Origin of the sequence: Aliiruegeria lutimaris (genome assembly GCF_900099935.1) — a bacterium.
In the GTDB taxonomy this organism is placed as follows: Bacteria; Pseudomonadota; Alphaproteobacteria; order Rhodobacterales; family Rhodobacteraceae; genus Tropicimonas; species Tropicimonas lutimaris.
In genome coordinates, this window is the sequence record NZ_FNEK01000006.1 from 10158 (window position 1) to 36076 (window position 25919).

The 25919-nt window shown below is 64.2% G+C and carries 24 protein-coding genes; 6 read left to right on the plus strand and 18 right to left on the minus strand.

What is annotated here, in order from left to right; translation table 11 throughout:
- Window positions 1-50 precede the first annotated feature (50 nt).
- The 12 genes from BLR85_RS04370 to BLR85_RS04420 all read right to left on the minus strand — a co-directional run bounded on the left by BLR85_RS04370 (window position 51) and on the right by BLR85_RS04420 (window position 15080).
- Window positions 51-1475, minus strand: a complete 1425-nt coding sequence (locus tag BLR85_RS04370) for an AMP-binding protein (protein WP_093150323.1) — start codon at window positions 1473-1475, stop codon at window positions 51-53.
- Window positions 1459-2307, minus strand: a complete 849-nt coding sequence (locus BLR85_RS04375; RefSeq protein WP_093150327.1) for a hypothetical protein — start codon at window positions 2305-2307, stop codon at window positions 1459-1461. The genes BLR85_RS04370 and BLR85_RS04375 overlap by 17 nt, the downstream gene beginning before the upstream one ends.
- Window positions 2304-3635, minus strand: coding sequence for a hypothetical protein (locus BLR85_RS04380; RefSeq protein WP_093150330.1), 1332 nt, complete (start codon window positions 3633-3635; stop codon window positions 2304-2306). The genes BLR85_RS04375 and BLR85_RS04380 overlap by 4 nt, the downstream gene beginning before the upstream one ends.
- Window positions 3635-4726 carry a BtaA family protein gene (locus BLR85_RS04385; protein WP_093150335.1) on the minus strand — a complete coding sequence of 364 codons (1092 nt, stop codon included), beginning with the start codon at window positions 4724-4726 and terminating at the stop codon, window positions 3635-3637. Before BLR85_RS04385 ends, BLR85_RS04380 begins: the two co-directional genes overlap by 1 nt.
- Window positions 4713-7169, minus strand: a complete 2457-nt coding sequence (locus BLR85_RS04390; RefSeq protein WP_093150339.1) for a PEP/pyruvate-binding domain-containing protein — start codon at window positions 7167-7169, stop codon at window positions 4713-4715. The genes BLR85_RS04385 and BLR85_RS04390 overlap by 14 nt, the downstream gene beginning before the upstream one ends.
- 3 nt (window positions 7170-7172) lie before the next feature.
- Entirely contained in the window at window positions 7173-8087 is a 915-nt protein-coding gene (locus tag BLR85_RS04395; RefSeq protein ID WP_093150345.1) for a UbiA family prenyltransferase, read from the minus strand.
- On the minus strand, window positions 8084-9373 hold the full coding sequence (locus tag BLR85_RS04400; RefSeq protein ID WP_093150683.1) for a hydroxymethylglutaryl-CoA reductase: 1290 nt from the start codon (window positions 9371-9373) through the stop codon (window positions 8084-8086). Before BLR85_RS04400 ends, BLR85_RS04395 begins: the two co-directional genes overlap by 4 nt.
- A gap of 260 nt (window positions 9374-9633) precedes the next feature.
- Window positions 9634-10989 (minus strand): TRAP transporter large permease, encoded by a 1356-nt coding sequence (locus BLR85_RS04405; RefSeq protein WP_093150349.1) that lies wholly within the window; start codon window positions 10987-10989, stop codon window positions 9634-9636.
- Window positions 10990-10993: 4 nt separating this feature from the next.
- Window positions 10994-12319: a TRAP transporter small permease subunit gene (locus BLR85_RS04410; RefSeq protein ID WP_093150354.1), complete on the minus strand. Its 1326-nt coding sequence runs from the start codon at window positions 12317-12319 to the stop codon at window positions 10994-10996.
- 86 nt (window positions 12320-12405) lie between these two features.
- Entirely contained in the window at window positions 12406-13506 is a 1101-nt protein-coding gene (gene dctP / locus BLR85_RS04415; protein WP_093150357.1) for a TRAP transporter substrate-binding protein DctP, read from the minus strand.
- A gap of 306 nt (window positions 13507-13812) precedes the next feature.
- The gene (locus tag BLR85_RS29010; RefSeq protein WP_170844451.1) at window positions 13813-13974 is read right to left on the minus strand and encodes a hypothetical protein; all 162 of its coding nucleotides are present in this window, start codon (window positions 13972-13974) and stop codon (window positions 13813-13815) included.
- Window positions 13975-14234: 260 nt separating this feature from the next.
- Window positions 14235-15080, minus strand: coding sequence for a cysteine hydrolase family protein (locus BLR85_RS04420; protein WP_244520598.1), 846 nt, complete (start codon window positions 15078-15080; stop codon window positions 14235-14237).
- Window positions 15081-15350: 270 nt separating this feature from the next.
- Between BLR85_RS04420 and BLR85_RS04425 the strand changes: the two genes are divergently transcribed.
- Window positions 15351-16370 (plus strand): AraC family transcriptional regulator, encoded by a 1020-nt coding sequence (locus tag BLR85_RS04425; protein ID WP_093150362.1) that lies wholly within the window; start codon window positions 15351-15353, stop codon window positions 16368-16370.
- Here the strand turns inward: BLR85_RS04425 and BLR85_RS04430 are convergent.
- From BLR85_RS04430 to BLR85_RS04440, 3 genes are all read right to left on the minus strand, one after another.
- Window positions 16356-16976, minus strand: a complete 621-nt coding sequence (locus BLR85_RS04430) for a pyridoxamine 5'-phosphate oxidase family protein (RefSeq protein WP_093150367.1) — start codon at window positions 16974-16976, stop codon at window positions 16356-16358. The genes BLR85_RS04425 and BLR85_RS04430 overlap by 15 nt on opposite strands.
- Before the next feature lie 2 nt (window positions 16977-16978).
- The gene (locus BLR85_RS04435; protein ID WP_093150372.1) at window positions 16979-17443 is read right to left on the minus strand and encodes a nuclear transport factor 2 family protein; all 465 of its coding nucleotides are present in this window, start codon (window positions 17441-17443) and stop codon (window positions 16979-16981) included.
- A gap of 71 nt (window positions 17444-17514) precedes the next feature.
- Window positions 17515-17715 carry a carboxymuconolactone decarboxylase family protein gene (locus tag BLR85_RS04440; RefSeq protein WP_212635014.1) on the minus strand — a complete coding sequence of 67 codons (201 nt, stop codon included), beginning with the start codon at window positions 17713-17715 and terminating at the stop codon, window positions 17515-17517.
- A 59-nt stretch (window positions 17716-17774) separates the two neighbouring features.
- On the opposite strand from BLR85_RS04440, the gene BLR85_RS30210 reads away from it, so the two are divergent.
- Window positions 17775-17900, plus strand: coding sequence for a hypothetical protein (locus BLR85_RS30210; protein ID WP_280138463.1), 126 nt, complete (start codon window positions 17775-17777; stop codon window positions 17898-17900).
- 93 nt (window positions 17901-17993) lie between these two features.
- Here BLR85_RS30210 and BLR85_RS04445 read toward each other — a convergent pair whose 3' ends face one another.
- Window positions 17994-19454, minus strand: coding sequence for a type VI secretion system contractile sheath domain-containing protein (locus BLR85_RS04445; RefSeq protein WP_093150377.1), 1461 nt, complete (start codon window positions 19452-19454; stop codon window positions 17994-17996).
- A gap of 374 nt (window positions 19455-19828) precedes the next feature.
- On the opposite strand from BLR85_RS04445, the gene BLR85_RS04450 reads away from it, so the two are divergent.
- Window positions 19829-20548 (plus strand): hydratase, encoded by a 720-nt coding sequence (locus tag BLR85_RS04450; protein WP_093150380.1) that lies wholly within the window; start codon window positions 19829-19831, stop codon window positions 20546-20548.
- An 89-nt stretch (window positions 20549-20637) separates the two neighbouring features.
- Here the strand turns inward: BLR85_RS04450 and BLR85_RS04455 are convergent, their stop codons facing one another.
- Complete coding sequence (locus tag BLR85_RS04455) at window positions 20638-21606, minus strand: sugar-binding transcriptional regulator (RefSeq protein WP_093150385.1); 969 nt, start codon at window positions 21604-21606, stop codon at window positions 20638-20640.
- Window positions 21603-22163 carry an SIS domain-containing protein gene (locus BLR85_RS04460; protein ID WP_212635015.1) on the minus strand — a complete coding sequence of 187 codons (561 nt, stop codon included), beginning with the start codon at window positions 22161-22163 and terminating at the stop codon, window positions 21603-21605. The genes BLR85_RS04455 and BLR85_RS04460 overlap by 4 nt, the downstream gene beginning before the upstream one ends.
- A gap of 222 nt (window positions 22164-22385) precedes the next feature.
- Between BLR85_RS04460 and BLR85_RS04465 the strand changes: the two genes are divergently transcribed.
- The 3 genes from BLR85_RS04465 to BLR85_RS04475 all read left to right on the plus strand — a co-directional run bounded on the left by BLR85_RS04465 (window position 22386) and on the right by BLR85_RS04475 (window position 25913).
- Entirely contained in the window at window positions 22386-23333 is a 948-nt protein-coding gene (locus BLR85_RS04465) for a substrate-binding domain-containing protein (RefSeq protein ID WP_093150690.1), read from the plus strand.
- A 119-nt stretch (window positions 23334-23452) separates the two neighbouring features.
- Window positions 23453-24961 (plus strand): sugar ABC transporter ATP-binding protein, encoded by a 1509-nt coding sequence (locus tag BLR85_RS04470; RefSeq protein WP_093150695.1) that lies wholly within the window; start codon window positions 23453-23455, stop codon window positions 24959-24961.
- Entirely contained in the window at window positions 24951-25913 is a 963-nt protein-coding gene (locus tag BLR85_RS04475) for an ABC transporter permease (protein ID WP_093150391.1), read from the plus strand. Before BLR85_RS04470 ends, BLR85_RS04475 begins: the two co-directional genes overlap by 11 nt.
- Window positions 25914-25919: the final 6 nt, after the last annotated feature.

The following is a 25919-nucleotide window of genomic DNA, read 5'->3' on the forward strand; positions in this document are numbered from 1 at the left end:
CGCTGACGCTGCTGTGTATATCGACAGCTGATCGGCGGGAGGCCCGGGTTTCAGCAGAGCGGGGCAAGCTGGCGGCGAAGCTGTCGTTCGTCGACCTTGGAGGCGTGACGTTTGTCCATGGGGATGCTCTTCACGTGTACGACATTGCCCACACCATGCGTCTCGGCGTTTCGACGCCACTCGTGCAGATGCAACGGATCGCCCTCAATTGCCAGAACAGCCGATTCATCGTTCAGCCGTACCAGCGCGGCGCGGCTTACACCCGGCCAGTAGCGCGCCGAGGTTTCTACCTGCAGCGGCATCGGCTGCGAGATCCCGTCGGCCCGCCAGCGCCCGAGAAGCCATAGCCGCCCCTGCGTGTCCATCCGCGCTGCATCTCCGGTCCGATGCCAGATCCGCGCGTCTTCGCGGATCTTGTCGCCTGCATCCTGTGCCGGATCGATATATCCCGAATTGACGTGATCGCCGGAGACCTGGATTTCTCCATCCACGAGGCGCAGTTCGAGACCCGGCACCGGGGGCCCGGCGAGCAGGCCGCCACCGGCTTCCATCTCGGCCCAGTCCGCGTCCGAAATCGACTCCGTTCCGATATGCGCGATCGGCTCGGCTTCGGTCGAACCGTAGACGGCGACCACGCGCAGGTCCGGCCTTTGGTGCCGCAGCCGCTGTATCGTGTCGGGGAAGACCGGGCCGCCGCCCGTGAAGATTGTCGAAATGCTCGACGGAACGCCCGTTGCCGCCAGTTTTTCGCAGATCGCCGGGGGCAGCAGCAGGCGGGTGGCGCCGCTGCGGGTGATCCAGTCGCGAATCTTCTCGATCTCGGCACGGTCCTGGCGGGTCAGTTTCCAGTTCGGCAGCACGGTGCAACGCCCGGCGGCAAGGTTGACCAGAGCGAATACCGGGAAACCGACCAGATCGCGCTCGGTGCCATCGGAGGCCAGCAGCGGCGAAACGGCTGCGTTCTGCGCCATCAGGAAGCCATGGCTGCGCAGGATGCCCTTGGGCGCGCCGCTGGAACCGGAGGTGAAGGAGATCAGGGCCGGGTCGTCGGGCGTCACTTCCGGTGATTGGAAGGTGTCGTCCCCTGTTCGCGACGCTTCAAGCCAGTGCATCCGCCAAAGCGCCGGCAGCAGGCGGAGCAGCCAATAGCGCCCCGCCGTGGCGAGCGCCACGGGTCGCGTCACGCGTATGGCATGCAGAAGCCCCCGCAGGCCCAGTGCCGGTTCGGGAAATACCGCCACCAGCCCGGCTTTCCAGATCCCGGCCAGCGTCACGTAGAGCTCCGACGTGACCGGAGCCGCCACCAGCACCCGGTCCCCCTTGCGCAGGCCGCGCTTCAGAATTTGCGCCGCAAAGGCGGTCGAGCGCCGATCGAGTTCGGCGTTGGTGGTGATCTTTCCGGACGGATCAAGCAGCGCCGGGTCGTTCGGCGTGCGCGCAACCCGCGCCGCGAAGGCTTCAAGCAGGGTTGTCATCAAGCACTTTTCCCATCAGCGCGTAACGGCGGAACATGCGCCCCCCGAGCTGGGCGCTTCGCTGGGCCGAGACGTTCGTCTCATGGATCAGCGCGTGGATCGCGGTGGCGAAACCCGCCTCCTGCGCCGCGCTGTGGAAAACCGATGCCAGCGCTTGCCCCGCGCCATGTTGCAGGCTGGCATAGGTCTTGAGAATGACCGTGTCCGGGGCAGGACCCGCGCCATAGTTCGGAATGCCAAAGAGAAAACCCACCAGTGCGCCTTCGGAATTGTAGGCGAACAGGACGAATTCGCGCCGGATGACGGGCACGAAGGGAAGGTACATCCCCAGGAACGCCTCCCGCGAGATGGGGGTATAGAAAGCATTCCCGGAGAAGGCGGATAGCGACAGGTCGTAGACCTGAGAGAAATGCGCCTCGGGATCGGTGCCGTCCCAGGTTTCGACACGAATTTCCGGGTCCACGGGCGGTGGATTGTCCATGCCCGCAAGCGTGACCCGGGCGGAGAAATACCGGGCGATCGGGGCAAAACCGGCGGCCTCGAAGGCGGCAAGGTCGGATGGCCCCGAGGTTGGCTCCATGAGGAAGGGCGGCGTTCCATCGGTTTCGGTGACCAGCCGGTAGCTGTTCCAGGTGGTGCCGTCCATCGGGCCGAGAAGCCGGCGGGCACCGGCCTCGCGCGCGGCGGCTGTGGCCTCGGCGAGAACCGCAGCCCCGTCCTTGACCGAACCGCATGAAAACTTTCCCACCGCCATGGTTGGCGCGCCTTCCCAGTCCGGCGCGTCGGGAAACAGCGTTGCATGGGCAGTGCCGTGGTTGAATTCCTGGGTCACAGCTTTCCTCCCTCGAAGGTTGCGGCAGAGATGGCGTAGGCGAGCGCTGGCAGCAGGACCGCCAGCACGCCGAGCCGGGGCATGCGGTATCGGTAAAAGACGCCGGGGCGGGTCACCGTCGCCATGCCGACCAACGCGACGCTTGCAATCATGACCAGCCCAGCCTGCGGTGCCCAGTGTTTCTCGGCCGGGTTGAAATCCATCAGCCAGTTCCAGACCGGCGGCATCGCAACGCCCAGCCCGAGAAAGGCGGCAAGCCGTGTTCCAAGGCCAAGGCCCGACATCGCCAGCATCGTCAAACCCACGCAAATCCCTGCAAGACTCGCCCCGAAGGCATCCAGCGCGTTGAAGCCCGTTGCGTTGCCAGCGGCGAGCCAGCCAAAGCTCAGCGCGGCGAGTGCCGCGACCGCATCCAGTTCGGGATGCGCGCTGGCGCTGGGGGATTTGCGTTCGGCGACGAGGTGAAGAAGCAGCATCAGAACGCAGAAGACGACGTTTTGCGTGGCCGTGACCGAAAGCAGAAGGAAGATCGCGGCAAGGTACGCGCGCGCGATCTGGGTCGGCAGGCCGAAACGGCGGGCGGTTGCATGGAACAGGGCCAGTGCCCCGAGATAGGTGGCGAACAGGGTTATCAGGTCTTCGGCACTGCTTGTCCTGTGTTCCCGCAGAATGATCAGCACCGCCAGCGGCAGGAACAGGTTGTCGAAACCGCGCCAGCTATCGGCCTCCACGAACGTGCTGAAGGTCGCGATCAGGAAGGCGAGGATCACGACGTTTTCGCGCGAGATGCCGGACAGCAACAGCAAGCATGTCATTGACAGGATGACTGTTACCAGGAAGAGGACCGCACTGCCCTCGAGGCTCTTTTGACCGTCCTCGACGGCAATGAAGCGCCTGCCATAGGCGCTGCCGGCCAGTGCGGCGGCGGCGTCGCCAAGTGTCAGAACGGCCAGCGGCAGGATATAGAGCAGCGGATCACGCTGGCTGAGCAGGAGCACCAATCCGACCGCGGCAACGATCAGGAAGTCGCCATAGGACTGCCGCTCCACGGAATGGAGCGCGGCGCCGGCACCCTTGGAACGCAGGGCGGGCAGGCGCATCGCGGCCATCGCCAGAACTGCAAGACCGAGCAGCAGATAGACCGGCCAGTTTTCGGAAAAGACGTACGGCAGGCAGATCGCAAAGAGCCCGGTGACCACATGGACGATCTTGCGCTGCAATTCGGCGCTCCAGCAGGCAGCCTCCGCTCGGCGGCGCACCAGCATCATGAAGCCGAGCAGGCCCGCAATGGAGAGTGCCGCCAGCAGGATCGGGCCGAGCAGGGCCATCACCGCACCTGCTCGATCACGAAATCGGAGTAGAAAAAGGCTTTGTCCATCTGCTTGAGGTCGTTTTCCAGAGCGGTGAGTGGCTTCACCCGGTCTGCAAGTGAAGCAGGTACCCGGCGCGGCGCCATCATGTTCCAGTAGACCAGCCGCGCCCCCGGGCTCGCGCGCTCAAGAAGTCGCGCATAGGCGGCTTCGGCCGCTGCGGGCGACATGTATTCGAAGATATCGGACAGGTTGAACCCGTCCACCGGCGTGGTGCCGCTGGACTCCATGGGGCCGTGGACCAGTTCGAGCCGGTCCAGCCTGTCGCGGATGATCTCGTAGGGCTCCGGCCGCCAGGGCATCGGCAGTGCCGCGCCATGCCCGCCCTTGAGGATCCAGTGCAGGAACGGGTTCTCCGCCGGGTCGCAGGTGACCCCTGCATGGCGGATGCGACGGGCGACATGTTCGGCGACGGAGCCCTCGACATGGTCGAAGAACGCCTTGTCCCGGCCCATTCGGCCCATTGTGAAACGGGAAAAGAAAAGCTGCAGCATCAGCCGCCAGCGCCAGGTGACGAAGCGCTCGTCCAGGAAACGCACGCGTTCGGCCTGTGGTCGGGAGACGAAAACATCGTCGATGGTTCGACGGGAATGGATAAGCGGCAGGAGCCATTGGCGGAAGATACGAAAATACCGCTCGAACCGGCCGACACCGCCAGCGCCAAAGGCTTCGACCTGTGGGCGCAGCGCCTGCCAGCGAGTGCGGGTCTCCTCCGGCAGGTTCTTCAGCGCGCGGTCTAGCAATGCGCCCCGTCGCTCGCTCGGGCGCGACCCCATCAGTTCGAGGAATTCCGGCTGCTCCATCGCGCGCATCGCGCCCATGCGCAGGCGCAGGCAATCGAGCTGTGCCGCCGACAGGTCGACCGCCGTAACCCGCTCGGGGTCCAGTGTCAGGAGCGCCAGCGCGTTATCGCCCGCCGAGCAGACCGAGAGGAAATTCTGCCCCGGATCCGGGCGCATCGCGGCGACCAGGATATCGGCATCCTCCCATAACTGGGCGTAGCGGATGATGTCGAAGCGGGCCCGCTCGGCGATGTCATTGCGTGTCATGGCCGAGCCGAACCTCCCCGCTTTCCCCGTCGACGGTCAGCCACGCGCCCTCGGGCACCCAATCCGTCGCCCCCTTGATGCCGACGACGCAGGGGATGCCAAGCTCCCGCGCCACGATGGCCGAATGTGACAGCAGCGAGCCGCGCTCGACGACAATGGCCGCCGCGTTGGAAAAGACGGCGATCCAGCCGGGGTCGGTGTTTCGTGCCACGAGGATTTCACCAGCGACCAGGTGCTCGCTGCGCGGGTCGCGGATCACGCGGGCAGGCGCGGTGACACGGCCCGCCGAACAGCCCGTGCCGATGCGGGCATCGCCGGTCTCTTCCGGTTTCGCCTGTGCCGGCCCGGCGCGCACCAGCAGCGCCGCACCGCGCCCGATGAGGCGTTCCGGCGGATCGGGCAGGCGTGCGTTGTGATCCTGTTCCGCCTTGCGGGCAGATACGATCGCGCGGAGATCGGTCGAGAGGGCATTGCCTTCGATGGCGCCCAGAACCTCCCCGACCGTCAGGTGGAAGATATCGCGCGGCGCGTCCAGCCGGCCATTGGCCCAGAACTCCCGGCCCATGGCGAGGAAAACGCGCCGGGCATGGCCAAAGATCCGGGTGCGCTCGAAGCGCAGGTTCTCCCGGTCCCGCACCCGCGCCTTGGCATAGACGGTGGCCCAGCGGGCGAGCTGTCGGCGGACCGGCCTGCCCGGAATTGCTGCCTCCCAGTCGGGTTCGGAGCGCTCGGCGGTGGCTTTGGCGGATCGGTTCGCGCTGGCTGCAATCGCGGCGAGAAGCTGCGAGGGGTCTTCATCGAGCGGGATCGATTCCAGTTTCAACTCCTGCGTGCAGCGATCCCCGAAGCGCTCCAGATAGGCTGTGAACGCGGCTTCGATTTCAGGCTGCCCCGCCAAGGCCACGCGACCGTCTTGGAGAAGGGCGTTGGCCAGCCCTGCCGCGGCCACCATCCGGCCCATCTCAGCGATCCGCTGCGACGGCTCGGCAGAGACAATATCGCCTTGGCCGATCATCACGTCGTTATGCAGCGACAGTCCCGCCGGGCCGGCCCATTTCTCCAACAGCTTGCGCGATCCGCCAAAGGCCATCATGCAGAGGAAATCGTTGACCAGCGGCGCATCCCAGCGGTCGAGAAGGTCCGCCTCGATGGTCCGCCACGTGGCGGCCAGTTCGGTGAGATTGGCCCTCTCGGGCGGCGTGCCGGTGGCAAGGGCGCGTTCCAGCCGCGTAAGGAACCGGCGTTTCGTGGCCGGCAGGCGCAGCGCGGCCCAGAAAAGGCCCATGGCGACCCGCGTCGTTCTGAGCGTTTCGATGAACCGCTTCAGCCCGGTGGCCGGTGGCGGGCCGATGGAATCCCGAAGTTCGGCCGGAAGCGGCTCATCGACCCCCATCATGGTTTCCATGTGGTCCCGGTTGCGGGAGAAGCCGGGCAGAAGCGCCAATGTCCGGTACCAGTTGCCGAGGTTGTAATAGACCCGGCCATCGACGCGGGTAAGCAGGTTGTCGAAGACGGGCGTGTTGGCGGAGATCTCGGCAGGGCGGACCCCGAGCAGCGCCACGAAGGCCCGGTAGACCCGGTTATAGACATAACAGGCAAAGCTGTAGGTGAGCGGGCTGACGATGCCGGGATAACTCTCGACGATATTGGAATTGTCCAGCACGACCAGAGCGCCGTCCGGCATCGGGCGCGGGCGTAGCAGCGTGGTGATCGGGCGGGATTGCAGCATGTAGAGCCGCGCGCCGTCGAGCGCCCATTCGATATCCTGTGGCCTGCCGAAAACCTCCTCGGCGCGCGTGGCAAGGGTGGCGATCTTCTGCGCCTCTTCCTGCGTCAGGACCTGCGGCTCCGCGGGAGTAACGAGCAACTCGCCTGTCTCCGAAACCTGCCAGTCTTCGCCATCGGCCGCGCCGGAAACCAGCGCTTCGCCCAGTCCCTCCACCGCCGAAATGACCCGGCACCCCTGGAACCCGCTGACCGGGTCGGCCGAAAATGCCACACCGGCCGCGCGCGCCGGCACCATTTGCTGAACGATGATCGCCGGGGCTTCGGCCGGCGCGGCATGGGTTGCCGCCCGGTAGCTCGCGAGGCTGTCGGAAAAGCCCGAGGCCCAGACGTCGCGGATTGCGGCTTCCACCTCCGGCGCGGGAATGTCGAGCCCGGTATGGAACTGGCCGGCGTGGCTGTGCGCGCTGCCGTCCTCGGCCCGCCCGGAGGAGCGCACGGCGTATGGGCCCGGTCCCAGGCGTTCGAGCGCCTCTTGCAGTTCTGCGGCGAGTTCTGGCTGCGCGACAACACAATCATCCTGCCAATGGCAGGCTTGCGGCGAGACCACGCAAAACGCGGGCACATCGAAGCCCGCCTCGGATAACCGGTGGAGCGCCGCGCCCTTGCCGCCGGCGGTTTCCACCGAGATCTCTTCGGGCTTCAGGATCAGGTTCATGGCTCAAGCCCCGAATTCGAGCGGAAGGAAGCCTGCCGCGAGGTAGCACAGCAGCACCCATAACCCGGAAGCCATGTCCACGCGCCCTTGCCAGACGGGATCGGGTGTGGCCCGAAACCGCATCATGCAGAAGGCGACAAGCAGCAACCCGGTGCCGCCCGCTGCCGTGATCGCGGTCGCCGCGCCGAGCGCTTGTCCCAGGGCGGCGAGCAGGAGGAAAGCGATGACGACCGTGGCAAACCATATCAGGACTGCCCGCCGTGGCCCCCACAGGCCCGAATAGGTCTCGACCCCTTCACGCTCCTTCTCGGGCGCCCAGACCTTGCGGCCGATCTCGATCACGCAGCCATTGGCGAAACTCAGCGCAAGGAACCACGCGAGGGCGGGTGAGGGGGCTCCGCCGCCGGCGGTCCATTCGATGCCGGTCAGCATCAGGTCGATCAGCGGCATGATCAGCATGTGGCTGAGCAGGTAGACCACCGGGCGGGCCTTGAGCCACGCGGGCGATCCGAATTCGGCGGTCATCAGGGTCAGCCAGACCCATGTCAGGCACAGCAATCCCAGCGTTGCCAGGTTCCACGACCACGCGAGTGCGAGCATCCCGGCACCCACCACGGCCGCGAGCGTGAGAATGGTCCGCAGGCTGACCAGCCCGCGCGGGATGGGCCGTTCGGGCCGGTAACGGCAGTCGTCCTCCAAGTCCTTGTACTCGTCGCAGGCACGCATCTGGAAGAAGATCCCGAGCGCCAGCAGCGCCGCGATGACATAGGCCATGGGGCCGGGCAGGGGGCGCCCGGCCAGCATCGCCGAGACATTGATGCTGGCGGCGGCGAACACGGAAAGCAAAGGCACTGTCCGAACAAGCGGAAAGCGCTCGGATTGGTAGATCCAGAGGCGTCCTGCGAGGCCCGCGGTCATCTCTTGCGCGCCAGCTTGTGGTGGGCAGACGCGAAATGCCCCGCCGCCATCGCCGCCACGATGGAGATTTCTCCACACAGGCAGAGCGCCGCCGTCACCTCGGCCAGGGCCGCCGCGCTCTCCGGTCCCTCCAGCCCGACAAGGCTCAGCGCTGCGTGCTGGCTGGGAAGGCGCGTGCCGCCGCCTACGGTTCCCACGAGGATATTCGGCATCGTGACCGAGCAGAACAGCCCGTCCTCGCGCCGCTCCAGTCGCGTGAAGCCCACCGCGCTTTCGGCGACGCAGGCGGCATCCTGCCCGGTCGCGATATAGAAGGCCGCCAGCGCGTTGGCGTAATGGGCCTGGGCGCCGAACTGGCCGGAAAGCAGCGCGCCGAGCCCTGCCACGCGGCTGTAATCGAGCATCGCGTCGATATCGGTGCGCAGCACCTTTTGGACGATCTCCCCGGGCAGGACCACCGAGGCGCTGACCTTGCGCCCGCGCCCGGTCAGGGTTCCGAGCGAGGTCGCCTTCTTGTCGCCGGAGAAATTGCCCTCGACATACCAGCGCTGCGGCTTGATCGGGCATTCGGCGACCGCCTTCTTGCCAAGGGCGTCGGTCGCGATGGTCACCATGTTCTGTCCCGCGGCTTCGCCGGTGGTGAAGCGGCAAAGCAGGAAAGCGATGTTGTTGTCGATCACGGGCTCCAGCGAGACGAGCCGTCCGTGCGATGTCGTCGCTTCGGCGGCCTTCTTCAGCTGCTCCACGTTGCTCACGACCCAGTCGACGAAACGTCCGGCGCTCAGCAAGCTGTCGAAGACGAAGGCCGGGGAACGGAGCACGCCTTCATAGAGGACCGCTGTGCTGATCCCGCCGGCCCGGGTGGCGGCCAGGGCGCCCCGCGCAGAGGACGCGACGAGCGCGGCTTCCGTGGTCGCGAGCGGCAGGTGGAAATCTCCATCCGCGTGCAGGCCGCGCACACGCAGCGGACCAACGACGCCCACGGGCACCTTCACCGTTCCGATCATGTTCTCGATATTGCCCGAGTAGGCTTCGGCGTTTGCCAGTGTCTCGGCATCGGCCAGGAGCGCCTCGCTCAGCTCGGATGCTTTCCCCTGTCCGCGAAGCACCGTCCACAAGCTGGTAATTGACGCCGACGATGCCGACTGCGTACCCCGGAATGGCGCATGCGCCGCATCACTGGGAAGCATGCGGCTTTCGCGACCGTCCTGAAAATACAAGGCCCGCACGCGTTTGAGCATATCGAGCACATGGTTGGGGACAATCACGACCGTCACCTCCAGCATCCCGGCCGGCTCCCGCAGCGCGCCGGCAATCATGCCGAGCGTACAGACGGGACCTGTCCCAAGCAAGAAGTCGCAAGGCCCGCAAACAGGATGGTCGATTGTCGCGAGGCGATGGTTTCGGGCTTTCCAGACCTGTTGAAGGCCGCCGAAATCTGGACCGCATGATGTGCCGGGATTGCGGTCTTTCGGACATGGTGGCTGGCTGGAAGGGGCTGCTTTCATGTGAATGCCACGCCGTGGGCGTGGCATTCACACGGATATCACCCGTAAATCAGGTTCGGCAGCCACGTTATGACCTCGGGGAAGAGCATGCAGACTGCGAGGCCAACGACCTGCAGGAACAGGAATGGAAGCGCCGCTACGAAGATATCCTTCATGGGAATCGACGGCGGGGCCACCCCCCTGAGGTAGAAGAGAGCGTAGCCGAAGGGGGGCGACAGAAAGCTCATCTGCATGTTCACGAGGTAGAGCACGCCAAACCACAGCACGAGGTCGTTCGGGTCGTCGAAGCCGAAAGCGGCCGCCCCAAGGGCCTTGATGATAGGCACGAAGATGGGCACGCAGAGCAGCAGGATTCCCACCCAGTCGAGAAACATCCCCAACACAATCAGCAATATCTGCATGACGATCAGGATACCCCACGGGCCGAGGCCCGCGCCCTGCATCGTTTCCTGCACGAATTGCTGGCCGCCTTCGAGCACGTAGAGGCCAACGAAGATCGTCGCGCCGAACATGATCCAGATCACCATGGCGCTGGCCTTGAGCGTGGTCAGGCAGGCTTCACGGACGGTCGCCCAATCCAGCTTGCGGTGGATCGCCGCGACGATGAAGGCGCCGAAGGTGCCGATGCCGGCGGCTTCCACCGGCGTGGCGACGCCGGTGAAGATCACGCCCAGCACGATCACGATCAGCGCGATCGGCGCGGCCATCTTGCCAAGCAGGTTGAATTTTTCGCGGGTCGAGACGCGTTCGCTTTCCGGGATCGGCGGGCCGAGATCGGGGTTCAGGAAGCACCGGAAGGTGACGTAGAGGATGTAGAGACCAGACAGCATCAGGCCGGGGATGACCGCCCCGACGAAGAGCTCACCCACCGATTGTTCGGCCACCACCGCGTAGATGATGGCGAGGATCGAGGGGGGGATCAGGATGCCGAGTGTGCCGCCGGCCATGATCGATCCCATGGCGATCTTCGGATCGTAGCCGCGCTTGAGCATCGCCGGCAGCGCGATGATACCCATCGTGACAACCGCCGCGCCGATCACTCCGACCATGGCGGCGAGGATGGTGGAGGCGAGGATCGTCGCCGCCGCCAGTCCGCCGCGCAAACCGCCGAGCAGCTTGTAGATCACGTCGAACATATCGTTGATAAGCCCGGCTTTCTCCAGCATCGCCGCCATGAATATGAAGAGCGGTATCGCTGAAAGCTGGTAATTCGTCATCAGCGGGAAGATCCGGCTGGGAACGATATTGAGCGCCCGTGCGTCGCCCAGAACGAACAGGAACACGCAGGCCAGCCCGCCGGTGACGAAGGCCAGCGGCAACCCCGCCATCAGCAGGGCTACCAGCGATCCGAACATGATGAGCGTCAACAGCTCGATGGAAATTTCGAGGCCCATGGTCTCAGTGTCCTCTCGCGATCGTGCGGATATCTTTTGATAGCTTGGAAACGCCCTGCAGGATCAGAAGCAGCGATCCGACGACCATCATCCATTTCATCGGCCAGAGCGGGATCTCCCACTCGTTGAAGCTGATCTCGCCCCAGCGGATATTCGGGTCCGTCCAGTCGCCGAAGGTCAGCATACCGAGCATTTCGAAGAAACCGACGTCTCCTCGTGCCCAGTCCGACACCACGGAGTTTCCGGAAGGCACGGCGATGGCGTCCATTGCGAAGATGTAGGAGGTCACCAGCAGCGTGCCGGCAAAGATGAAGAAAAAGATCGACGTGACCAGATCCGCCCAGGCTTTCTGTGGCTTGCGCAACGGGGCGTAGAAGATGTCTACCCGAACGTGGCTTTCGGTGAGCATCGCGTAGGATCCGGCAATCAGGTACTGCATTCCGAACATCAGGTACATGGACTCGTGGGCCCAGTTGGTCGGCGAATTGAAGACGTAGCGGACGATGACCTCGTAGTAATAGACGAAGACCGCGATCACGGCCCAGTAACTTACGAATTCGCCAGCATAGAGCGCGAGCCGGTCGATCCAGTTCTCGGCGAAATCGGCATCGCCGCGGCGGGCATCGGGGTCGAACTCGGCGGCCCGTGCCGCCGTTTCCTCGTCGATCTCGAACTCTTCCTCGTTGTCCTGCTCGGCGAGCGCGCGTGCGCGGCGCGCCAGTCCGGGCAGGAGCACGGCGTCGATCGCAAGCAGCGCGAGGATGACGAAGAACGCATAGCGCGCCATGCTGTTCCAGAACGCCCGGCCTTCGGCGGCCTCATCGGCAGCCGGGCCGTATTCGGCAAGCTGCGCCTGCGCTTCCGCGATCCGTTCGCGTCCGGTTTCAATCCCCTTCTCCGCGCGCGACAACGACTTTTCCGCGCGGCGCTTGGTAAAGCTGCCTTCCTCGGCGACCTGCACGGCGGCCTGAAGCTCCGGCAGATCCTTCTCGGCCGTCTCGACCCTCTCTGCCTCACGCTCGATCGTTCGTTCCGCGGTCCGCACGTAATTGCTGGCATCCGAATAGAGCGAGCGTGCCGCGCGCTCCTGCCCGTTTGCGAACAGGATCGCGATGAAAAGCGGGATATAGACCAGTCCCAGCAGGCTGCGGAAATAGAAACGGTGCAACCCGAGCAAGCCGCCGGTCACGAGGATCATGTACCCCAGCGGCAAACCATATGTCCGTTCCCCCGGCGCGGTCTTCCGGGCCAGGTACATCGCCGCAAGCGGAAACAGGATGAGCCCCACCCAATACATCCAGTGCGGCAAGGTGAAATCGATATTCGGCATGCTTCACTCCAGCTCGACGGCATTGCGCCGCCACGCGCAAGTGTCCGCGCGCCGGGGCGCGCGGACATTCCTCATGGCTAACGGTGTCAGAGATCCAGCGTAAGGCCTTCAATCTGCTCGGGGGTCACGTAGCCGAGCGAGCCGGACATCATGTAGTCCAGCTGGATCTTGAAGACACGCGCCGCGTCCTTGTCGCGGTTGGCGTATTTGAACCAGATCGGCACGGCGACCTCGGTCATCAGCTCCACGTCATCCTGGGTTAGGCGCGTCACCTCGGTGCCGTCGGCCTCGAATTTCGCCCAGGCCTCCTGGTCTGCTGCCTGGATCGCGGCGTGGTGCATGTCCGAATAGACATGGGTTTCCATCTCGACGAACTGCTGCATCTGCGGGCTGAGCGCATCCCAGGCCGCCTGGCCGACGGTGATGTCCATCAGGTCGACCGGCTGGTAGAGCGACATGAAGCCCGGCGGGCCCATGGAGATGTACTTGGTCACCTGGCTGAAGCCGAGCGCGTAGTTCACGGCCGGGCCGACATAGTCGGCGACGTCGATCGTGCCCTTCTCCAGCGCCGGGAAGATCTCGGAACCCGGCAGAACCGTGGTCTCTGCGCCGATTTCCGAGAAGACCTCGGCGACCATGCCGCCGGGAACCCGCATCTTGCGGCCGGCGAAATCGTCGATGGAGCGGATCGGCACCTTCGAGTGAATGATGTTCGGGCCGTGATGCACGGGACCGACGAAATGCATGCCCTGGGCCTTGTAGAGTTCGCGGGCAATCTCGAGGCCACCCAGCGAATAGTAGAACACGTCCCATTCATGCGGGTTCCGCAACCCGAGAGGATAGGAGGTAAGGAAAGTCGCCGCCGGGATGATACCCTGGGCATAGATCGTGAACGGGTTCACCGCGTCCAGCACGCCGTTCTTCACCGCGTCGAAAAGCTGGAAGTCGCCGACGACATCGTTGGCGCCGAACGGCTGGAAGGCGAGTTCTCCTCCCGTTTTTTCTTCGATTGTCGCACACCAATCCTTGAAGATCTGCAACCCAACGCCGCCGGGCCAGGATGTCTGGATTTTCCAGGTCGTACCCTGACCTTGGGCAGAGGCGATATGCGGCGCTGCAAGCGTGGCCGTTCCGGCGGCTGCAATCCCTCCAAGCGCGCCGCGGCGCGTTACCAATTTTACTGTCATTTTTTCCTCCCTAGTCGACGCTCCCGTCTGTTAATCAACGGTAAGCCCGGTCGAATATATCGTCGAATGCACAAATTGGTATGTTTTTCTTTCCAATACGATCAAGTCGCTAAGTGCCGCCGACGAAAACGAGAAAGATCCGGCGCGGTTAGGCATCATTCCCCCCCACAAATCGATGCGATCAGGTACCGCAGCGGCAATGAAAACAAAGAGTTGCCTTGAATCGATCGCGGTATTCCGGACCCACTTGTCATCTCGGGGCGGATACGGGCGGCACGGCAGCAAGTGCAGTGCCGCCCGCGCAGATCAAAGGCTGTCAACGGCCTTGTGGTGGATCGAGGGCCAGGTTTCTTCGGCCTTGCGCAGCGTTTCTTCCGGGTTCTCCTTGTACTTGGCAAAGACGGCGGCGTTGACGAAGAGATAGAGCTTGCCATCGACGATATCGGCATAGCGCGGCTTGCAGGTCATGATCTTGGTCCTTGAATTGTGCCAATACTTGGCGGTTTCCCGGGGCGGAATGCCGCCGGGATCGGGTCTTCCGGACCGGTCTGCGGAGCAGATCTGCCGGGAATTCGGTGAATGGAAACTGGACGCCCGGCCCCGACGGGGACGTTGCCTTGGGAACAGACGGGGCCGGGCGTGGCGACCGATGCCTCTTTTCGGGGACAAGGAGGCGCCTAGTCGGTCGCGGGACGAACTGGCGCGGGAACGGCGCCGAACGTCCGGGGTTACTTGCCGTAGGCGGTTTCGATCGCGCGTAAGGTGTTCTCGGTGTTGTTCACGTCGCTGGCGATCATGCGGAAATTGGTGAGCGAGGCGGCGTAGCCGTCATAAAGCGGGGTGATCGCGCCAGCCGTCGCGTCGGTGACGACCATGACCTCGAAGCCGGCCTCGATCAGCGAACGCATGTGGCTCTCGGTGCACAGGTTCGAGGACATGCCGCCGAGGATCACCTTGTCGATGCCCGCCTTGCGCAACTGGAGCGCCAGGTCATTGCTGTCGGGCCCGTAGATCTTGTGCGGGCTGGTTACGATCACGTTGTCACCGTCGATAAAGGGCTTGTAGAGTTCCAGCCAGTCGGCACCCGCGCCTTCGAAACCGTCGAGACTCAACGCATGGGGCCGGTCGAACATGCCGATGGAATGCATCAACGTCTCCAGCGTGCCTTCGAAATGCCATTCGTGATCGTGTTCGAAATAGAAGTGCGGCGAGACGAAGACCGGCATTCCGACCTTGTCCGCCACGTCGAAAAGCGCCGCGAGATTTTCCACCGTACCGTTCGCGGTGATGCTCTGGCCGACAACGCCCCATGTCACGCCATCCGGCGAGAGAAAATCGTTCTGGGGATCCGTGATTACGATCGCGGTGGTCTCCGGCGTGATCTCGAAGCCCGGCAACGGCAGGCCGTCATTGACCGGCGGCATCCCGGCGGTGACGGCGCGCGCTTCCATGCCTTGTGCCAAGGCTGTGCCACTTCCCAGCCCGAGGATTGCGGTGCTGGAGGTGAAGGCCATTCCGGCGCCGAGCAGGGCGGTTGCCAGGTTCATGCCAAGGATATTGCGGGAATTGTTCATCTTGGTGTCCTCACGTAGATTCATTAATAGGTTTCAATTGGTTGACTTGCGCGCGTCGTGCGTTTGGCGGTGTGCCTTCCGGGTGGCGTCGCGGTGTCACTGAACATCTTCTGACTACGTTAGGACGAGGCGCCCGGTCTTGACCGGGGGTGTCAAAGACTTGACCGGGCGCGTCAAAGCCGGCGAGAACCGATCACGCGCGCGTGATCGTTCCAGCCATTGGCACCGCATCCGGCGGTCGGGGTGCAGGATGCAAGAGGATATGGCCCCATGATTTCAGCCTTTTACGCAAGAAAGCAGATCGAGCAGGCGGTCAATGTGCCCGACGTTTCGGCGCTGTACGACATCGTCTCCCTCACGCCCGAGAGCGCTGCGGACCCAACGGCCATGATCCATCCGGACGACTATCATTCCCTGATGGAAGCCATTGCCGCGAGCGAGTGGCCGGACCTGCGCTTTCACATGCGGGTCTGTGCCGGCATGCGCTGCGACGAGTTTGGCGCCTTCGGTCTTGCGATCAAGTCCGCGCCGACCCTGCGTCACAGCCTCAAGCGCATCGGCCGCTACACCCGGCTGCACAACCAGATTTCCGAATTCGTCGCGTTGGACAGGGGAGAGGTGTTCTGTTGGACACATCGCAAGCCATGGATCGCGCGGCTGGGCAGCCACCTGTCGAACGAGGCTGCGCTTGCGACCACGTTGACGCTATGCCGCGAGGCAACGACGCCGAGCCTTACTCCGGTGCGCGTGCAGTTTGTACATCGGCGCGAGGGGTCCATCGCGGCGTTGGTCGAGCATTTCGGCATCGAGCCGGTGTTCGGGGCAGAGTTGGATGGGATGCAGTTCGCCATCGAGGAAATCGACAAGCCGACCGCCGTCGGCGACCCCGGTATCTGGCAGTTCTTCACCGATCATCTTGAGAGCCTGCTGCAGGCGGAGGAACAGCAGCCCGATCTGCCGCTGGACACACGGGTGGTGGAAGAGATCGCCAAGCTGCTCAGCGGTGGCGTGCCGCCACTGGCAGAGGTGGCGATGACACTGGGCATGGGGGCGCGCACGTTGCAGCGTCGGCTCGCGGAGCGGGGTACCACATACCAGGCGTTGGTCGACGAGGCGCGCCGGCAACTCGCGCATCAACTGGTCGGCGGGTCGCAATACGCGCTTTCAGAGATCGCGTTCCTGACCGGATTTTCGGAACAGAGCGCCTTTATCAGCGCTTTCAAACGCTGGGAGGGGCAGACCCCGCGCGCCTTTCGGCAAGCGGGAGCCGCGGGGTCAGGTGCCGGGTGACGAGGGGCCGCGTCGCGCAAGCTCGGCTTCCAGCATCGCGATGCGGCTGTCCCGCTCGGCCAGCAATGCCGCCGCCCGAGCCACGTCGATCCGCTGCGGGATATGTTGCGGGCAGTTGACGTCCCAGGCGGCGATGTCGAAGAGAATGGCCCGCTCGGCCCGTCCGGAGCCACCCTCGGGACGCAGCCGGTCTAGCAGTGAGGGATCTTCTTCCACCACGCGGGCAGACCCCCAGAGCCTCACGCGCCGGGCATGTTCATAGTCGATCAGGAACAGGTAGGCGCGCGGGTTCTCCGAGAGGTTGCCCAGCGTGATATATTGCTTGTTGCCCGCGAGATCGGCGAAGCCGAGTTGCCGGTCTCCCAGCACCTTGAGAAAGCCCGCCGGGCCACCGCGATGCTGGATATAAGGCTGGCCAGCGGCGCTCGCAGTGCCGAAGAAAACGCTGCTCTGCGCGCCGATGAACGCGGCAAGCTCGGGCGTGATCCGGTCGGACCACGGGCGCTTCGTCTCCACATTCGCATAAAGCGCGCGCGACCCTTTTGCCGCCTGTACTGCCTTGACCGCGGCAGAAAAGGCGACGTCGCTGGGGGGAGGGGTGACCATTTTCAGAGCCCCAGATCACTGAGCGAGGGGTGCTCGCGCGGACGGCGGCCAAGAGGCCAGTGAAACAGCCGGTCGGCCGCATCTATCGCGAGGTCGTTGATACTGGCATGGCGTTCGGCCATCAGCCCTGCCGCATCGAACCGCCAGTTCTCGTTACCATGAGAGCGGATCCACTGACCGGCCGGCCCGCGCCACTCATAGGCAAAGCGCACGGCGATGCGGTTGCTGTGAAAGGCCCATAGTTCCTTGATAAGGCGGTATTCCTGCTCCTTCTGCCATTTCTCGGCGAGGAAGGCGACGATCTGCTCTCGCCCGCTCAGGAAGGTGCTGCGGTTGCGCCATCGGCTGTCGGGCGTGTAGGCGCGCGATACGGCGTCCGGATCGCGGCTGTTCCAGGCGTCCTCTGCCAGGCGCACCTTCCGGGCTGCGGTCAGTGCGGTGAAAGGGGGAAGCGGGGGGCGGCTCATCGTCTGCTACTGTTGGCAATGGCGGCTTGGAAGTGGCGGCGGGCGTTCCGGCCCGCCGCGCGGGGGGCGGCTCAGGCCGCGACGCCTTCGGCGACGGGGAAATCGATGTCGGTTCTGGCCACCTCGTTGAGGTAGTTGGTCCAGATGTTCAGCGCGACGTGCTGGATAATCTCGATCACCTGGGCATCGTCATAACCGGCCTCGTGCACGGCATTCAGATCGCCATTGCTGACATGGCCGCGCGTCTCGGTGACCTTCACGGCGAACCGCACGGCGGCGTCGGCCTTGGCATCGGTCGAGCCGCCCCGGCGACGAGCCGGAACCGTGGCCGGTGAGAATCCTCTACCGCGGCGGACTCGTTGCCCAGAAAGTCCGCGCCTTCGTCGACTTTGCCGCGCCGCGCCTGGAAGCGGCGCTGACCGGCACGCCGCGCCCGCCCGTGTCCGTGAGCGCTTGAAACGGTGCCGTAACGGGAAAAGGGAACGGTGGTTCAGCCGGAGGGTTCCGGAGCGGGAGCCCCCGGCCAGGATTCTCCCCAAAAGAGGGGGTATCAGCCGCCAAACGGCCCGATTTGCCTGCCTTCCCCCGAAATCGTCTGCACGCCCGGCAAGCGCACGAGGTTCTGGTTCCGGTTGGCAACCAGCGGAACCAGTCCTGCGTCCTTGACCCGCTCCACCACGCGCTCCGGCAAGAGCACTTCGGCGCAGGGCATCAGCCGCGTCCCTTCGATCGCCTCGTAGTAGACCAGCGGCAGGTCGCCGAAGTCTAGATTGCCGGCCAGCCATGCCTCCCAGCCCTCCTGCCGGTAGGCCTGCGCGATCAACACCGCGCCGAGCACCGAAGCTGCGCCCCACAGTAACGCCTCCGGCTCTTCTCCGGGCCGCTCCAACTCCTCGAAGGTGAAACCATCGACCGGGTCGAACTTCTTTCCATAGGGCGATCGCAACAGGAAACCCGGCCCGAAACCGCAGATCCGGCCGCCAACCCCGCTTTCGCACAAGGCCGTCCACCCGACGGAAGGGGCAATCTCCTGCCCGGTCGCATCCGCCAGCGCCGCCCAGCTCTCCGCGCCCAAGGCTTCCGGGCCGACCGGGGCCAGCACGACGCCCCCCGTCCGCCCGGCAATCGCGCCGAGCGTCCCGAGCAGCCGCATATCTTCCATCTCGCCGCGAAACGGAATGTCGCTCACGATCAGCGAGAAGGGCGCCCCTTCGCGCTCGACGACCAGCCGCCGGTCCAGCTCCGACCCCTCAAGCGCCCCGTCGCCCAGCGATGCCTGCAACTCCTCCCGGGTCACGTTCCACAGGTGGAGTGAAAGCTCTTCATCCGTCTCGACCTGCGAGACGAGGAAATCGAGTCCGCGCCACGCCGCCTCCAGCGCCTGGAATCCCGGATCATGCAGGATGCCTCGCATCTGGGCTGCCAAAGCCGCGTCCACCGCCGCCACGTATTGCTCCGCCCGCGGGTCCTCCGCCGCCACGATATGTGCGGCCACTGCGTCCCGGATCAACCCTGTCAGGAAACCCTTCTGCGGCGTCGCAGGCGCGGCCGCGGCCTCTGCGGGTTTGCCCAACAGGCGCGCAAAGGTGTCATTGTCGCTCTCCGGTGCCGCCTCGGCCTCGCCGGCTTCCGGTACGTCCTGCAGCAGGGCCCGAACCTCTGCCGCCGCCGCCTCGAAACTCCCCGACATTCGCAGCCGCCGCCGCAAGTCCTTCAACTTCTGGAACGCCGGCAGGATCCGCGCGATCTCGTCAGGGCGGAAATCCTCAACCTCCCGCGGTGCGATCTCCTCTTCGCCCAGCGAAAAAACCGGCCGCTCGCGCTCGAACAGATCCTCGAAACTATCGATATCCAGCGGCAGGATCGGGCGCGTCTCCACGGGCACATCCTGCGAGCGCGTCCCCGGACCCAGATCCATCATCACGAGAATGCGCAGGGGCTGCCCCTCCACCCGTCGCGCCGACGGGTCCACCTTGCCGAAATCCATCGAGAAATGAAGCGGATTGGACATCGTGAACCTCCCTGACCAATGATCTTCCCCGATGGTACAGCCCGCGCCCAATGGATCCAGAAAATTCGTTCATCCGGGTTGCGCCCGGGCATGCCGCCGGCAGCGCTGGACCTTGCTGCCAAGCGCCAATCCCGCTGAAGGCCGTCGTATCGTCTCTGCTTTCGGTCGGAATGGCCCGCTTGACGGCATTGGGAGATGGTAGCCGCGGGGGCTGCCAAGGCGCTCTTCCAATTTGCCCAGTCGTCACAGGCGCCGGCCTTGCCCGGATTTCATCCGCGGCATTTTCGTTTGGAGCCTGATTGCGGTTCGATCCAGATTGTATCTGGCCTTCGACAGACTTATCCCCCGGGCCCAAACGCCTATGGAGCAAGGACATGACGAAGGTTGACACCATTTCGACGGCACTGATTGCGGCCCACCAGAGCGGCCAGCGTGCGGATGCCGGCAAACTTCCGGTTCCGGACTATGACGAGGCGCTGGAAGTCCAGCGGCGTGTCCAGGCAGAGCTCGGCGCTGTCAGCGGTTTCAAGGTGATCGAACGCCCCGATGCGCGCCCGTTCCTTGGGCCCATTTCCGCCGCGTCGACCGTGCCTTCCGGCGGGAACGTGTCGGTGAAAGACCAGATCGGGATCGAGTTGGAGATCGGGTTCGAGCTGATCGCCGAGCCCTCCGATGACATGACGAGCGACCCGAAGGCGTTTTTCCGTCCGCGTCTGGTGATCGAACTGGTCGACACGCGGCTGGATGGCGCTGACGAGCTGGCGATGTTGAAACTGGCCGATATGCAACTCAATGCGGGCCTCGTTGTCGGTCCGGAAATGGCCGACTGGGATGGTCGGGATTTCGGCGCGACCACCGCGTTCCTGTGCTGTGGCGACCAGCAGGTCCTTGACGGCGAGACCACCGTTCCGGGCGGGTCGGCACTGTCCAACCTCGCGCTGTTCTGCACCAATATCGGCGCGCATCTCGGCGGCCTTCAAAAGGGGCAGATCGTGATCACAGGCTCGCTGACGGGCTGCGAATTCTTCCCCGGTGGCATCGACGTTACCGGCCGGGTCGAAGGATTTGGCGAAATCTCCGTGCACCTTGTGTGACGGGGGGCCGGGCGCGGTCACGCGCCCGGACGGCTCCGAACTTCCCTGAAGGAGCCAAAAAATCGGACGCAGCCTCGATGGGTTCCGTTTCAACGCTCCTGCGGGGCTGTGTCCAGCAAGGCCAGCGCGGTCTGCTCGTCGGTCACCAGATTGTTGACATAGCCACCGCGCAGCGAGGCCCGGATGATCGTCAGCTTGTTTATCCCATCCGAGGCGAGAACCGAGACCGGCTTGTTGCGAAGAGCCGCCGGGTTGAGCGCCACCGCTGTCCGGTTGAGCGGGTGATCGACGATTTCGCCCTGCGCATCGAGGAAACAGCCGAGAATGTCGCCCACCGCGCCAAGCTCCAGCAACGCCTCGCGCGCCTCCTTCGCCCGCCGCAACTGCATGACCGAGGATAGGGGGGAAAGATCTCCGGCCGAGATCAGGGCCACCTCGACCCCTTCGGCCATGTGCATGGTGGCCGCGAGTTCCTCGTCGGTCAGCAGGGCCTGTCGGGTCCGCTGGGAATGGCAATAGAGCGGCGCGGTCAGGTAGTGGCATTCCATGCCGAGCGCGTTGGCGATGGCGGTGGCGACCTCGATCGTGTTGGATCCGGTGGCGCGCGGCGCCGCCCCCATCAGGCCGACGACATGGGTGAGGTCGTCATGCGGGCTGAAGATGCACCGCGCGACATGGCTCAGCGTTTGTCCCCAGCCCACGCCGATGCCCTTGTGGTGTTCGAGATGCCGCTCCACCATGCGTCCGGCCGCTTCGCCGATCACACGCTGCATTTGGTGAGCGTCATCCAGCGTCGGCAGAACGCTTGCGTCGCGCAGCCTGAAGCGCTCTCTGAGGGCGTCCTCCAGAGCCACGCAATCCACCAGCGGCAGGCGCAGGTCCACGACCACGGAGCCTTCGGCGCGCACCTGTCCGATGATGCGGTTGACCCGCAGCCGGGTAACGCCAAGCCGGTCGGCGACCTGTTGTTGGGTCTGTCCGCCCACGAAATAGAACCAGGCTATGCGGGCCCTGAGCAACTGGCCTTCGAGATCCGGTTCAAAGGACGAGGCGCTCATTCCAGGTTCGTGTGGTTTTGGCGCATGGCGTCGGAGTCGATCGCGAGGCGATCCCGAAGTTTCAGGATCATGCATTCGAACAGCACATATTGCGACCCTTCATAGAGAGACCCCATTGGCAGCACTGACAGCGTGTCACCGGCCTGCTCGGGCCGGTCATCGGACATTGTCTTTGCCGGGATCGTGAGTACATGATCGGCGGCCTTCGGGCATTGGCCTTCGGGCTGTGCGGTGATGCAGAGCGTCCGGGCGCCAGCAGAGGCGGCCGTTTTCATCAGTGCGGCGACGGTGGAGAAATGCCCCGGTCCGGCGGAGACGATCAGCAGGTCGCCCGCGCCCAGGGGCGGTGTCGTCATGTCGCCCACGACGGAAGCCTTCAGGCCGAGGTGGAAGAGCCGCATGGCAAGGCCCTTGATCTGCAATCCCTCCCGGCCAACGCCGTAGAGCGCAATGCGTCCGGCGCCGGCGATAACCTCTACCGCGGCGTCGACCGAGGCATCGTCCAGGCGGGCGAAAACCGTACCCAGTTCGCCCAGGGCCTGATGGTAAATGCTCATCATTGCTCCTCCTTAAAGCGCACATCCTCACCCTTGGCGAAATCCACCTTTTTCCAAGGCGCGCCAGGCAAATGAGTCCTTATGTAAAAGGAACATCAAGGATACGATAAACACTTGTAAATCTGAAAAACAATTGTAATTGTCCGGTCGGAGGCGTGAATCGGGAAGGCCGGAGGAGGCTTTATGTCCCGGTTGAGAGCTACGCCCGCCATGGAGGAAATCATGAAAACTCTGACACTTGCGCTGGCAACTGTTGCAACCCTCGCCCTGCCCGGGCATGCCGTGGCCGCAGATGGACCCGGCATGACGAAGAAGGACAGCTATCGCTTCGTCATCATCCCAAAGGTGGTCCATCCCTGGTTCGACCTGGTCAATGATGGCGCTCAGGAGGCCGGCGCCGTGATCGAGGCCCAGACCGGCTCCAAGGTGGAGATCGTCTACAGTGCACCGCAGCAGGCCGACGTCGTGCAGCAGAACCAGATCATCGAAAGCTCGATCGCGACCCGGCCCGACGGCATCGCAATTGACCTTCTGGACGCCAGCGGCAACCGCGCCTCGCTCGAGGAAGCTATGGAGCAGGGCATCCCGGTGACCGTTTTCGATTCGGTCCCCCCCGAAGGCATGAACCTGACCTCTATCGGAAACGATTTTTGCGAGCAGGCAGAGATCGCCTCGGAACGTCTCGTCGAACTGTTGGGTGGCGAAGGTGAAGTCGCGATCATGATGGGCGTTCCGACCGCCCCAAACCACGCGATCCGAGCCGAATGCCACGAGAAAGTGTTCGCGAAATATGACGGCATCAAGCTCGTCGCCACCGGCATCGACAATGACAGCATCAAGACGGCCCAGAAACAGGCCGCCGCGATCATGCAGGCCAACCCGGGCCTGAAGGGTTGGGTCGCCTGTGACGCCGCCGGCCCGATCGGCATCGGCCAGGCAATCCAGGAAGCCGGCAAGGTCGGCGAAGTGCTGATGGTCGGCCTCGACAACCTTCCCGAGATGCCGCAGCTGATCCGGGACGGTGTGGCGGACAGTTCCTCCTCCACCAAGCCGCAGATGCAGGGTTACTGGTCGGTCATGGCCATGTGGCAGCAGGCAACGGGCATAGAGACCCCGAAATACATCGACACCGGCATCGCCATCCTGACAACCGACAACGTCGGCGAATAAACCATCTCATCCTTCGTCCGGCCGTTCACGCGGCCGGGCGCCTTCGCGGGCAATGTTCGGGCGACCGGACAATGCCGAGGCAAACCGGCTCGACCGGCAGACGTTTTCCGGGATGGATCATGGCATTTCTCGAAGTAGAAGACCTGGGCCGGGACTTTCCCGGTGTACGGGCCCTGAACGATGTCAGCCTCAAGCTGGAATTGGGACGGGTTCACGTGCTGGCCGGCGAAAATGGCGCCGGCAAGTCGACCTTGGTGAAGCTGGTGACCGGCGCCTATCGGCCCAGTCGCGGGCGTATCCTGATCGACGGGCAGGATGTCGATCAGCACCCCGAACTGCATCGCTACGTGGCGTATGTGCCGCAGGAGCTGAACCTGTTTCCCAACCTCTCCGTGGCCGAAAACCTGTTTCTTCCCTATGACCGGGCCAAGCTTGGCGGGGCAACGGTCAACCGTCGGGAGATTGAGCGAGCGGCGCAGGAATACCTCGATCGTTATGCCATCACGGCCGCACCGAGGGACCTAGTGCGCGATATCTCGGTGCCGGAGCAGCAGCTTTTGCAGATCGCCCGGGCCTCGACCAATCACGACATGAAGGTCTTGTTCCTCGACGAGCCAACCTCGTCGCTGACCTCGACCGAGATCGAACGGGTGATGACCGTGATCCGCGGCTTCCGCGACAGTGACCATGCGATCGTCTTCATCTCCCACAAGATCGAGGAAGTGCTCGAAATCGGTGACGAGTACACCGTGCTCCGCAATGGCGAGAAGGTGGCCGACGGGCTGATCGCCAAGATCGACGAGCCGGGGCTGATCCGTGCCATGTCGGGCGCGGAGATCGCCATTGACCAGCGTTTTCGCCCCGATCCGCCCCCCGAGGGCGCGCCGGAAGAGGTGATCCTCGATGTTCAGGGGCTTTCGGGTCATGGGTTCGAAAATGTGTCCTTCCGGCTGAAACGGGGCGAGATCCTCGGCTTCGCGGGGCTTCTCGGCGCGGGGCGGTCCGAGGTCATGCAGTCGATCTTCGGCTACATGAAAGCAACCGCTGGCACGGTTGCCCTCAACGGCAAGGACTTTCCGCTGGGCGATACCAGCCGGTCTGTCAAGGCCGGGCTGCTCTACCTTTCCGAGGAGCGCAAGCTGCACGGCATCCTGCCGCAGCTTTCGGTGCGCGAGAATATCGGCATCTCGATTCTCGACCAGATCACCGGGCGGCTCGGCATCTCGCGCCGGCAGGAACGCAGCCGCGTGCATGACATCATCAAGGCCTACGACATCAAGGTCGCCAGCATGTCGCAACAGATCTCGAACCTCTCGGGCGGCAACCAGCAGAAGACAATCATCGGGCGCGCGATGGCGACCGAGCCGGTGGTGCTGATCTTCGACGAGCCGACCAAGGGGATCGATGTACGCACCAAGGCGGAGATCTACCGGATCATGAAATCCCTCGCCGAACGCGGGGTGGGCATCCTCCTTGTCTCTTCGGAGATGGAGGAGTTGCGCAAATGCGCCAACCGGATCGTCGCCATGTACTCAGGCAGAATCACAGGCAGCTTCGACACCGCCACGACCAGCAACGAGACGCTGGTGGGCGCGATGTTCGGATCGGAGAAAACAAATGCAGCGTAAGAGCAAACTTGCCTTTCTGAGGAACCAGATGATGGGGGTGCTGATCGCGCTGCTGGTGATCTTCGCGATCTCGGCGGTGATGTCGCCCTATTTCCTGACCTCCTACAACATGACGGTCGTGGCCCGCTCGCTGGCCTTTGTCGGGCTGATCACCATCGGGCAGTCGATGCTGATGATCCTGGGCGAGCTGGACCTCTCGCTTGGCGTAATGGCCGGGCTTTGTGGCGTGGTCAGCGGCATCCTGATGGTCAATTACGGACTGAACCCGTGGTTCGCCATGTTCCTGAGCCTTTGTCTCGGGGCGGCGCTGGGCTGTTTCAACGGGCTCATGGTCACGTCGCTGCAACTCCACTCGCTGGTGCTGACCATTGGTACCGCGGGGATCTTCGGCGGCATCAACCTCGTGCTGACAAAGGGCGTGGCGATCACCAATATCCCCAAGGAGGTGCAGTTCCTCGGCCGTGGCGATTTCCTCGGCATCCCGGTGCCCTTCGTCATCATGATCGTGGTGCTCGCCGTCGCCTCGTGGGTGATCCTGAAGACGCCCTTCGGCCGCTATATCTATGCCATCGGCGACAACACCCCCGCCGCGCGGATGCTGGGGATCAAGGTGGACCGGGTGCGCATTCTCGTCTTCACCGCCGCAGGCACGCTTGCGGCTCTTGCCGGCCTGCTGATGGTTACCCGGCTCGGCACCGCGCAGCCCTCCATTGGCGAGACCTGGGTGCTGCCGCCGATCGCGGCCTCCGTCATCGGTGGGGTGGCGACCACGGGCGGCGTCGGCACGCCTTTCGGCGCCATCCTCGGCGCGGCCATCATCGGGGTCATCGAGAACATCATCGTGCTCTTCGGTGTCTCGCCCTACTGGCAGGGCGTGGTGAGCGGTTTCATCGTCGTGCTGGCGATCTCCTTCGACTCGATCTCGCGGCGTTACTTCCGCGGAAACCGGTAATGCCTC